5 protein-coding genes, 3 rRNA genes and 1 riboswitch are annotated in these 8,370 nt (G+C 43.8%); all 8 genes read left to right on the top strand.

Annotated elements, in window-relative coordinates; all coding sequences use genetic code 11:
- The first annotated feature begins 18 nt into the window (after positions 1–18).
- The 8 genes from KHA87_RS20605 (at position 19) to purB (ending at position 8,057) form a co-directional block, all read left to right on the top strand.
- A 23S ribosomal RNA gene (locus KHA87_RS20605) occupies positions 19–2,948 on the top strand.
- 100 nt (positions 2,949–3,048) lie between these two features.
- Positions 3,049–3,165 (top strand): 5S ribosomal RNA (gene rrf, locus KHA87_RS20600).
- Position 3,166: 1 nt separating this feature from the next.
- Positions 3,167–3,283: ribosomal RNA gene (gene rrf, locus KHA87_RS20595) — 5S ribosomal RNA — on the top strand.
- Between the two features lie 263 nt (positions 3,284–3,546).
- On the top strand, positions 3,547–4,533 hold the full coding sequence (locus tag KHA87_RS20590) for a nuclease-related domain-containing protein (RefSeq protein WP_213096022.1): 987 nt from the start codon (positions 3,547–3,549) through the stop codon (positions 4,531–4,533).
- Positions 4,534–4,608: 75 nt separating this feature from the next.
- On the top strand, positions 4,609–4,806 hold the full coding sequence (locus KHA87_RS20585; protein ID WP_213096021.1) for an NETI motif-containing protein: 198 nt from the start codon (positions 4,609–4,611) through the stop codon (positions 4,804–4,806).
- Positions 4,807–4,892: 86 nt separating this feature from the next.
- Positions 4,893–4,993, top strand: a riboswitch (purine riboswitch).
- 147 nt (positions 4,994–5,140) lie between these two features.
- Positions 5,141–5,629: a 5-(carboxyamino)imidazole ribonucleotide mutase gene (purE, locus tag KHA87_RS20580; RefSeq protein ID WP_213096020.1), complete on the top strand. Its 489-nt coding sequence runs from the start codon at positions 5,141–5,143 to the stop codon at positions 5,627–5,629.
- Position 5,630: 1 nt separating this feature from the next.
- Positions 5,631–6,743 carry a 5-(carboxyamino)imidazole ribonucleotide synthase gene (gene purK / locus KHA87_RS20575; protein ID WP_213096026.1) on the top strand — a complete coding sequence of 371 codons (1,113 nt, stop codon included), beginning with the start codon at positions 5,631–5,633 and terminating at the stop codon, positions 6,741–6,743.
- Positions 6,744–6,761: 18 nt separating this feature from the next.
- Positions 6,762–8,057, top strand: a complete 1,296-nt coding sequence (gene purB, locus KHA87_RS20570; RefSeq protein WP_213096019.1) for an adenylosuccinate lyase — start codon at positions 6,762–6,764, stop codon at positions 8,055–8,057.
- Positions 8,058–8,370 lie beyond the last annotated feature (313 nt).

Here is an 8,370-nt window from a genome sequence, read left to right as displayed (position 1 = left end):
AGTAGTAATAACCTTATAGGTTAAGTTAGTAAGGGCGCACGGTGGATGCCTTGGCACTAGGAGCCGATGAAGGACGGGACTAACACCGATATGCTTCGGGGAGCTGTAAGCAAGCTTTGATCCGGAGATTTCCGAATGGGGGAACCCACTGCTCGTAATGGAGCAGTATCCTTATCTGAATACATAGGATAAGGAAGGCAGACCCGGGGAACTGAAACATCTAAGTACCCGGAGGAAGAGAAAGCAATTGCGATTTCCTGAGTAGCGGCGAGCGAAACGGAAGAAGCCCAAACCAAGAGGCTTGCCTCTTGGGGTTGTAGGACACTCTATACGGAGTTACAAAGGAACGGAGTAGATGAAGAGGTCTGGAAAGGCCCGTCAAAGAAGGTAACAACCCTGTAGTTGAAACTTCGTTCCCTCCAGAGTGGATCCTGAGTACGGCGGGACACGTGAAATCCCGTCGGAAGCAGGGAGGACCATCTCCCAAGGCTAAATACTCCCTAGTGACCGATAGTGAACCAGTACCGTGAGGGAAAGGTGAAAAGCACCCCGGGAGGGGAGTGAAAGAGAACCTGAAACCGTGTGCCTACAAGTAGTTAGAGCCCGGGTGATAGCGTGCCTTTTGTAGAATGAACCGGCGAGTTACGATTTCATGCAAGGTTAAGCTGATGAGGCGGAGCCGCAGCGAAAGCGAGTCTGAATAGGGCGAACATAGTATGAGGTCGTAGACCCGAAACCAGGTGATCTACCCATGTCCAGGGTGAAGGTAAGGTAACACTTACTGGAGGCCCGAACCCACGCACGTTGAAAAGTGCGGGGATGAGGTGTGGGTAGCGGAGAAATTCCAATCGAACTTGGAGATAGCTGGTTCTCTCCGAAATAGCTTTAGGGCTAGCCTCAAGATGAAGAGTATTGGAGGTAGAGCACTGTTTGGACTAGGGGCCCTCATCGGGTTACCGAATTCAGACAAACTCCGAATGCCAAATACTTATGCTTGGGAGTCAGACTGCGAGTGATAAGATCCGTAGTCAAAAGGGAAACAGCCCAGACCACCAGCTAAGGTCCCAAAGTATACGTTAAGTGGAAAAGGATGTGGAGTTGCTTAGACAACCAGGATGTTGGCTTAGAAGCAGCCACCATTTAAAGAGTGCGTAATAGCTCACTGGTCGAGTGACTCTGCGCCGAAAATGTACCGGGGCTAAACGTATCACCGAAGCTGTGGATGGACACCGTAGGTGTCCGTGGTAGGAGAGCGTTCTAAGGGCGGTGAAGCCAGACCGGAAGGACTGGTGGAGCGCTTAGAAGTGAGAATGCCGGTATGAGTAGCGAAAGAAGGGTGAGAATCCCTTCCACCGAATGCCTAAGGTTTCCTGAGGAAGGCTCGTCCGCTCAGGGTTAGTCGGGACCTAAGCCGAGGCCGAAAGGCGTAGGCGATGGACAACAGGTTGATATTCCTGTACCACCTCTTTACCGTTTGAACGATGGGGGGACGCAGGAGGATAGGGTAAGCGCACTGTTGGATATGTGCGTCCAAGCAGTTAGGCTGGTTACGAGGCAAATCCCGTAACCGTGAAGGCGGAGCTGTGATGGCGAGGGAAATATAGTACCGAAGTTCCTGATTCCACACTGCCAAGAAAATCCTCTAGTGAGGTAAAAGGTGCCCGTACCGCAAACCGACACAGGTAGGCGAGGAGAGAATCCTAAGGTGAGCGAGAGAACTCTCGTTAAGGAACTCGGCAAAATGACCCCGTAACTTCGGGAGAAGGGGTGCTCTGGTAGGGTGCAAGCCCGAGAGAGCCGCAGTGAATAGGCCCAGGCGACTGTTTAGCAAAAACACAGGTCTCTGCGAAGCCGCAAGGCGAAGTATAGGGGCTGACGCCTGCCCGGTGCTGGAAGGTTAAGAGGAGGGGTTAGCGCAAGCGAAGCTCTGAATTGAAGCCCCAGTAAACGGCGGCCGTAACTATAACGGTCCTAAGGTAGCGAAATTCCTTGTCAGGTAAGTTCTGACCCGCACGAAAGGCGTAACGATCTGGGCACTGTCTCAACGAGAGACTCGGTGAAATTATAGTACCTGTGAAGATGCAGGTTACCCGCGACAGGACGGAAAGACCCCGTGGAGCTTTACTGCAGCTTGATATTGAATTTTGGTACAGCTTGTACAGGATAGGTAGGAGCCTTTGAAGCCGGAGCGCCAGCTTCGGTGGAGGCGTCGGTGGGATACTACCCTGGCTGTATTGAAATTCTAACCCGCACCCCTCAATCGGGGTGGGAGACAGTGTCAGGCAGGCAGTTTGACTGGGGCGGTCGCCTCCTAAAGAGTAACGGAGGCGCCCAAAGGTTCCCTCAGAATGGTTGGAAATCATTCGTAGAGTGTAAAGGCACAAGGGAGCTTGACTGCGAGACCTACAAGTCGAGCAGGGACGAAAGTCGGGCTTAGTGATCCGGTGGTTCCGCATGGAAGGGCCATCGCTCAACGGATAAAAGCTACCCCGGGGATAACAGGCTTATCTCCCCCAAGAGTCCACATCGACGGGGAGGTTTGGCACCTCGATGTCGGCTCATCGCATCCTGGGGCTGTAGTCGGTCCCAAGGGTTGGGCTGTTCGCCCATTAAAGCGGTACGCGAGCTGGGTTCAGAACGTCGTGAGACAGTTCGGTCCCTATCCGTCGTGGGCGTAGGAAATTTGAGAGGAGCTGTCCTTAGTACGAGAGGACCGGGATGGACGCACCGCTGGTGTACCAGTTGTCTTGCCAAAGGCATCGCTGGGTAGCTATGTGCGGAAGGGATAAGTGCTGAAAGCATCTAAGCATGAAGCCCCCCTCAAGATGAGATTTCCCATAGCGTCAAGCTAGTAAGATCCCTGAAAGATGATCAGGTTGATAGGTTCGAGGTGGAAGTGTGGCGACACATGGAGCTGACGAATACTAATCGATCGAGGACTTAACCAAAAAAGCGATTCTCTTTACTTGATTCTTCTGCAGTATTTAGTTTTGAGGGAACAAACCCTTACAAAAAGAAAGTTATTTTGCGTTCAGCAAAAAACTGAGGTCTGGTAATAATGGCGAGAAGGTCACACCCGTTCCCATCCCGAACACGGAAGTTAAGCTTCTCAGCGCCGATGGTAGTTGGGGGCTCTCCCCCTGCAAGAGTAGGACGTTGCCAGGCGTCTGGTAATAATGGCGAGAAGGTCACACCCGTTCCCATCCCGAACACGGAAGTTAAGCTTCTCAGCGCCGATGGTAGTTGGGGGCTCTCCCCCTGCAAGAGTAGGACGTTGCCAGGCAAACAGAAAAAGCCGCAGATTTGATTCTGCGGCTTTTTTATATGGTTTTATTAGGTATAAAGACCCAATTCGCGAGATTAAATGCCATTTTCGCGAGAATAGATGTGATTTTCGCGAAAATAAGTATAAAATTCGGGAGAATAGAATCCGTTTTCGCGAGATTAAGCAAAAAAATAGCCCAAAAAAATCAAAAACCAAAAACAAGAAGGGAAATCCAAGAAATTACCGAATATGAACGGTATTCTATTAAAGGAGATGACAAAATGATAGCAAAAGAAAGAGGAATTCCGATAAAACTTCAAAAGTTAGAAGCTTTATTAAGAAGATTACCACATTCACATCCTAAAATAGCATTAATTAAGGAGGAGTATCTTAAAGTAAGAGCTGGATACCAAGGTGAGAAATCTTTGGACTACTATTTAAGCCTACTACCAGACAAAAAATACTATATCTTCCACCAACTTCGACTCCCATTTAAGCAACAACACTTTCAAATAGATACTCTAGTTCTTTCCCCATATTTTATGACAATACTTGAAGTAAAAAATATCAGTGGTACCATTACATTTGATTATAATTTTAATCAGCTCATTCGAACCAAGAATGGAATAGAAGAAGCATTTCAAGATCCAATTTCTCAAGTTAAACGTCATCAATTTCAGCTGAAATATTTGCTACAAGAAAACAAATACCTAGATATTCCTATTATCCCTCAAGTAATAATTAGTAACCCATCCACTTTAATAAAAAAAGAAGGGTTTCCCCAAAAAAATCCTACCAATATCACACAAAGTACTAATCTTATATTTGAAATCGAAAAGCTTACAAAAATGAATAAAAAAGAAGTATTAGCAAAAAATCAACTAACCAAACTGGTAAAGTTGCTCTTAAAGAAACATATCCCTGAGGAATATGATGTTTTAAAACAATTTGAGATAAATAAAGACCAAATCTTACGAGGGGTACACTGTCCGGACTGTTCCAAAATCTCTATGTTGCGAGTTCATGGAAAATGGATTTGTCAATCCTGCCAATTTTCATCTAAAACAGCACATGTAGAATCCCTAAAGGATTATGCTTTACTTATTAGTGCTGTTATCTCCAATATAGACGTAAGAGAATTTCTGCAAATTTCCTCCCAAACACTGGCTACGAATATACTTCAATCCTTGAATGTTTTATCTTCAGGAAAAGGAAGATCAACAATGTACCATCTTGGACCAAAGATCAATCTCCTGAAAAAAATTTAACATTCACTGTTTTAAAAACTATAATAAAGATATTGAAACAAGCCCTGTATTAAAACGAGAAAGGATTTCAGATAAATGTCAAACACAAAAAAGCAATTCGAAGTCCAAGAAAATGAAACGATTGAAAGTTGTCTGAAGCGGATGGAACGAGAGGGATACAGCCCAATAAAAAGGATAGAAAAGCCAATCTTTAAAGAAGTCACCCATGATGGAAAGGTAGATTACGAGCCAGCAGGAAGTAAAATACAATTCGAAGGGCGAAAAAACGACTAAAATCCGAACGTTTTTATAACATAAAATAATAATGTTCGATTATAGTGTTGACTCTGGCCACATATCCTGTTAAGATGAAATTGTCAAAAATGAATAGTAAAGTACCTCATATATAATGGGAATATGGCCCATACGTCTCTACCCAGACACCGTAAATGTTTGGACTATGAGGGAAAGTGGATATATTGGGAATTTTTTTATTTATACTGGAAGTATGCGTTCTATTACCCAGGTGAACTGCTTTCTCTCTTACGAGGCAGCAGTTTATCTGGTTTTTTATTTTCCAATAATTCAGGTAAAGCTCATTAATACTCAAAAAAGGCGGATTGAGAATATGTCAATTGAGGTCGGAGTAATCATGGGAAGCACTTCAGATTGGGAAACAATGAAGTTCACATGTGATATTTTAGAAGAATTAAAGATTCCGTACGAGAAGAAAGTTGTTTCAGCACACAGAACTCCTGATTTAATGTTTGAATATGCAGAGCGGGCAAGGGAAAAAGGAATAAAGGTAATCATAGCAGGTGCAGGTGGTGCTGCTCATTTACCTGGAATGGTAGCAGCTAAAACGACTATTCCTGTCATAGGAGTACCTGTTCAATCTAAATCATTAAATGGTCTCGATTCTTTGCTATCAATTGTGCAAATGCCTGGAGGAGTACCAGTTGCAACGGTCGCCATCGGAAAAGCAGGAGCAATCAATGCAGGACTGCTAGCTGCACAAATATTGTCTACAAATAATGAAACATTGGCCACTAGATTAGAAAAGAGAAGAGAAGAATTGAAAAAACACGTAATCGAAAGCAGTGATCAACTTGGTTAATATGTTAGAACCTGGTAAAACAATAGGCATTATCGGTGGTGGCCAGCTTGGTAGAATGATGGCACTAGCAGCGAAAGAGGCAGGCTTTAAAATTACGGTTCTTGAGCCAACTCCAAATTCACCCTGTGGTCAAGTTGCTGATATTCAATACATAGCTGCATACGATGACAAGGAAGCATTGCTTCAATTGGCTGAAGCATGCGATGTGATAACATATGAATTTGAAAATATTGATTATGAGGCTCTACAGTGGTTAACTGAAAGGGCTTATGTTCCACAAGGTGCGGAAATCATCCGCATTACACAGAATAGAATTTTAGAAAAAAATGCATTAGAACATTCGGGAGTAAAAGTAGCCCCGTACTGGGTGATTGAAACGATGGAGGATCTCCAGCTTGGAACCAGTCAGCTTGGTTTTCCATGTGTATTGAAAACAGCTCGTGGAGGATATGATGGTAAGGGCCAATATGTATTAAAAAAGGAAGAGGATATGGAGGAAGCAGCCGCATTACTGCAATATGGAAACTGTGTACTAGAGTCGTGGATTCCTTTTGAAAAGGAAGTTTCCGTAATTGTGGCAAGAAATGTTTCTGGTGAAATGAAATGCTTCCCAATTGGTGAGAATATTCATGTCAACAATATTTTGCATGAAACAATTGTTCCTGCCAGAATTCAGGATCAAGTTAAAGCAAATGCATATCGATTAGCAGAAAAAATAGCAGAGCATCTGAATTTAGTAGGTACTCTTGCTGTTGAAATGTTTTTAACTGGGGATGGGGAGTTATTTGTTAATGAGCTTGCACCGAGGCCGCATAATTCCGGACATTATTCGATAGAAGCCTGTGCCATTTCACAATTTGCACAGCATATTAGAGCCATTTGTAATTGGCCATTAAGAGAACCTTCTCTTTTAAGCCCTGTGATTATGGTGAACATTTTGGGACAGCACGTTGATAAGCTAAAGGAGCAAATTCCCCTTCATCCGGATTGGTCGATTCATTTATACGGAAAAGACGAGCCGAAGCAGCAAAGAAAGATGGGGCATGTAACGGTACTAACCGACAATTTAGAAGAAACCTTGATGGATCTTATGCAAAGTAATATTTGGAAGTAGAATCGGAGGAAATTAATTATGATCGAACGTTATACAAGACCAGAAATGGGCGCAATTTGGACGGAGGAAAATCGATTTCAAGCATGGCTAGAGGTGGAAATTCTAGCATGCGAGGCATGGGCAGAACTTGGGGATATTCCGAAAGAGGATGTCCAAAAAATACGAGACAACGCAACATTCAACGTTGATCGCATTAAAGAAATTGAAGAAGAAACAAGACACGATGTTGTTGCTTTTACAAGAGCTGTTTCGGAATCCCTTGGTGAAGAAAGAAAATGGGTTCATTATGGTTTAACATCTACGGATGTAGTGGACACTGCTCTATCGTATATATTAAAGCAGGCCAATGAGATTATTTTAAAAGATCTTGAGAACTTCATTGAAATATTAAAGGAAAAAGCGAAGGAACATAAGTATACCGTGATGATGGGGAGAACCCATGGAGTGCATGCAGAGCCAACAACATTTGGCCTTAAAATGGCACTGTGGTATGAAGAAATGAAGCGCAATCTTGAACGCTTCAAGCAAGCTGCAGCAGGGGTGGAATTTGGAAAGATTTCTGGTGCGGTAGGTACATATGCAAATATTGATCCATTCGTTGAAAAATATGTTTGTGAAAAGTTAGGGCTACAAGCCGCACCAATTTCCACACAGACCTTGCAACGTGATCGTCATGCACACTATATGGCTGCAATTGCATTAATTGCAACTTCCATTGAAAAATTTGCGGTTGAGGTTCGTGGGCTACAAAAAAGTGAAACCCGTGAAGTAGAAGAATTTTTTGCAAAAGGACAAAAGGGTTCGTCCGCAATGCCGCACAAGCGCAACCCAATCGGTTCAGAAAATATGACAGGGATGGCGAGAGTAATTCGTGGATATATGTTAACGGCTTATGAAAATGTACCACTTTGGCATGAAAGAGATATTTCTCATTCTTCTGCTGAGCGTATCATCCTGCCAGATGCGACGATTGCTTTAAACTATATGCTTAATCGCTTTGGAAATATCATTAAAAATTTAACGGTATTCCCAGAAAATATGAAGAGAAACATGGATCGTACACTAGGCTTGATCTACTCCCAACGTGTATTGCTTGCTCTTATCGATAAAGGAATGGTGCGAGAAGCAGCATATGATACAGTTCAGCCAAAAGCAATGGAAGCTTGGGAAAAACAAGTTCCATTCCGTGAGCTTATAGAGGCAGACCAAACCATCCAAAACAAATTATCGAAGGAAGAAATTGCGGACTGCTTTGACTATAACTATCATTTGAAAAACGTAGACACCATATTTGAAAGACTAGGTTTGAAATAAGAAAAGCGAAAGCGCCTTGCCCATCGGCGTATGGATTTCGTAGTCTTTGACTGAGATAAAGGAAACACGACGAGGGACGAGTCGATGTTGACGTATCGTAGGGAGAAGACGAAGAAATCCACTAGCCGATAGGCGCTGGAACTGGACAATAAGAAAAGCGAAAGCGCCTTGCCCATCGGCGTATGGATTTCGTAGTCTTTGATTGAGATAAAGGAAACACGACGAGGGACGAGTGGATGTTGACTTATCGTAGGGAGAAGACGAAGAAATCCACTAGCCGATAGGTGCTGAAGCTGGACAATGCAGAACGGGG

Origin of the sequence: Bacillus sp. FJAT-49736, assembly GCF_018343615.1 — a bacterium.
Taxonomy (GTDB): Bacteria; Bacillota; Bacilli; order Bacillales; family Bacillaceae_C; genus Margalitia.
Note: the sequence above shows the minus strand (reverse complement) of the source record. Positions and strands in the feature narration are given on the sequence as shown.

Coding starts and splice junctions, on each gene's coding strand:
- KHA87_RS20590 (WP_213096022.1), top strand. CDS start 3,547: ATGATAGCAAAAGAAAGAGGAATTCCGATAAAACTTCAAAAGTTAGAA.
- KHA87_RS20585 (WP_213096021.1), top strand. CDS start 4,609: ATGTCAAACACAAAAAAGCAATTCGAAGTCCAAGAAAATGAAACGATT.
- purE (WP_213096020.1), top strand. CDS start 5,141: ATGTCAATTGAGGTCGGAGTAATCATGGGAAGCACTTCAGATTGGGAA.
- purK (WP_213096026.1), top strand. CDS start 5,631: ATGTTAGAACCTGGTAAAACAATAGGCATTATCGGTGGTGGCCAGCTT.
- purB (WP_213096019.1), top strand. CDS start 6,762: ATGATCGAACGTTATACAAGACCAGAAATGGGCGCAATTTGGACGGAG.